Source organism: Actinomyces sp. oral taxon 849 str. F0330, assembly GCF_000239715.1.
Classification (GTDB): domain Bacteria; phylum Actinomycetota; class Actinomycetes; order Actinomycetales; family Actinomycetaceae; genus Actinomyces; species Actinomyces johnsonii.
The window spans coordinates 1-2,671 of record NZ_JH470375.1; the positions used below are offsets into that span (position 1 = coordinate 1).

Here is a 2,671-nt window from a genome sequence, read left to right on the forward strand (position 1 = left end):
CTCGGGCTCGCTTGTCCACGGGTGTCGCAGATCGCCAGCCACAGCAGCTTGATCACCGCCTCATCGGAGGGAAGTGGCCGCGGTTCTTGGAAACCTTGCGCAGCTGGTAGCTCGCAGTCTCGATACTGTTGGTGGAGGGGGTACCTCCCACGAAGTGGGGGAGAGATGACACGCCTGAGCATCGGAGGGAAGTCCAGGAAGGGAGTGAATCGCTCCCAGGCCCGCTCCCAGGTCGTCACCGTCTGGGGGTACTTGACCCCCATGTCGGACTCGGAGAAGTCGGTCAGAGCCTGCCAGGCGGCCTCCTGGTTCGGAGCGGTGCAGATCGGCCTTGAGAGCGGCCGCGACCTTCCGGCTCTCCCCCGTAGGAGACGAACCGCATCCAGGGGCACGGAACCGGGTGGTACCTGCGCAGGTGGGGACCGTGGCCTGGGGCCAGGACTGCCTGCGATCGCTTCGGGAAGGCCGGTGAGCCCGTCACATTCCCCCGCGCGCTTCGCTCCCGTGCGGGAGGTGCCCCCTCCTGAGTTGCACAGTTTTTAGTGCCCTGTTGGGATGCTCAGGGCGGTGAGGATTTCTTCGGCTTGGGGGGTCAGGGGGTCGGCGGCGGTGAGGTGGTGGCCGTTGAGGTTGATGGTGATCTTCTGGAGGGGCTTGAGGGCACGGATAATGCGTTTGATGCTGATCCCGGTGGTCTCCTGGAGGTGCCGGGCGACGGCCAGGGCGGCCATGACCACGGTCAGGTGCGCCTCGATGGCATCGCGCTGGTGGTGGAAGACGGGGCGGGCTGGCAGGTCGTGCTTACTCATCCGGAAAGACTGCTCCACGTGCCACAGCTCGTGATACGAGGAGACCACCTCACCGGCGCCCATCAGGCGGGACGGAATGTTGGTGACGTAGCCCTTGAGGCCCACCAGGGAGCGGGCCCGGGCCAGGGAGGCCTCGTCCAGGGTGGCGTCACCGGCGTGGGTGGTGACGAACCTGGTGCCCTTGGGACGTCTCTCTCCGGCGATGACGGCCCTAGCGCGGTTCTCCTGGGCGGTCAGGGTCCGAGTGTCCCTGGCGGCGCGCTTCTAGGCCCACACCGCCCGCCACGACCCCGGGTGAGTGTCCGGGTCCCAGACGGGCTCACGACGCTTGCTGACGTCCCGCTCGCTCTGCGAGCCCCTCCTGGGGGTGATGGTGTCAATGAGCTGCCCATCAGTGAAGGCGTCACCGGCCCAGTAGAGAGTGGGCCTCAAGGTCGCCTGGGGCCCGGGTAGTGCGGGCCCCGACAATGAACCGCAACCGGGCGTCATCCAGGGCCGCGAGGTTGGCTGCTGAGAGCATGCCGGCATCAGCGACGATCACGAGCTCCTCAATACCGTGAGCGGCCTGGAAGGCCTCCACCACCGGGATGATGGTGGTGGTCTCGGCCTTACCTCCTTCCCAGCACCCGATTCTCAGGGGGAAACCACGGCGGTCGACCAGCAGGCCGACGATGACCTGGGGGTCGACCCGCCTGTCCTTGGAGTAACCCACCCGCCGCAGGTCGTCCTCCTTCTCGGCCTCGAAATAGAGCGTGGTGACGTCGTACAGGCACAGGGCCAGACCGGAGGTGTTGGTGACGTGCTCGAACAAGGCGTTTGAGAGGCTCTCGCGGTAACCGCGCTCCTGGGCCCGGGCCAGGGAGGCGTACAAGGTGTTGCGGTGGGCCGGGGCCGGCCAGCCGATCTCGGACAGGACCCTGGGAGTGTCGGCCTTGGATGTCGGCTCGATCAGGCGAGCGGCGACCATCTGCTCAAAGGCCCGGTCACCCCCAACCGCCTCACCCAGCCCCAGACGCCTGTAAGCCGAACGGAGGGCCTCGATCAGCCAGCCCGACCTGCGCGAGATGATCTGCGGCCTTCGCACCGCGCCACCGTCACCGGGTGCCTGACCACCCACCTCGTCAGCGTCGTCGTTGAGTATCGGCCCCAGGTCCAGGACCTGCTGGCCGACCAGGAGCCGCTGGCGCCCCAGGCGCATCAGCGCAGCCAGCTCGGCCTCGTCATGGGCCGACCCCAGGTGCTCCACGATCCGGCGCACACCATGGTCCTTGGCCACGACCTGCACGGCCGTGGCCCCCGAGGCTGTCTTGACCTGACGCAGGTACGGACTCACCCACCAGATCCTACCGGCCCCTTAGTGCCCCGAAACGACCACCCCACCCCCAGAATCCCAACGAAAAACCCCACTCTGAAACACAAACCACCCCAACCTGTGCAACTCAGGTCGGACTGCTGGTCGACCGGGCCGGTTTTCCTCTCCAGGTCGGCGATGCGTCGCATCGACAGAGCCTGTTCATTGGTTTGTGTGAGCTCTTGTGGAAGGACTGACACTGATGACTGCTACTGATGATGACAACAGGGCTTCTGCTGGTGGTCGGGATGTGGTCGGCCAGCTGCGCTCGGCTGGGGCTGTGGATGGCTTGTTTGAGCAGAGCTGGTGCCGGGCAGGTGAGCATGACCGGGACTGATGGTCTGCTGCCGGCCCTGCACCAAGGGAGGCCGTTGGAGAGGGGCCTGGCCGCTTGGCTTGAGCGAGCACCTGGGCTACGACAGGGGCGGGCCAACCTCCCAGGCTCGTGGTAACGCCAGAACGGAACCACGTCCAAGACGGTGGACTCGTCAGGATGGGGCCTTCCTGAGAC

Annotated in this window: 2 pseudogenes; both read right to left on the reverse strand. The window is 66.4% G+C overall.

Features of this window, described 5'->3' with window-relative positions:
- A pseudogene (locus HMPREF0975_RS14155) lies at positions 1-482 on the reverse strand (transposase); the annotation flags it as partial.
- Between the two features lie 57 nt (positions 483-539).
- Positions 540-2,142, reverse strand: a pseudogene (locus HMPREF0975_RS14160) (IS1634 family transposase).
- Positions 2,143-2,671: the final 529 nt, after the last annotated feature.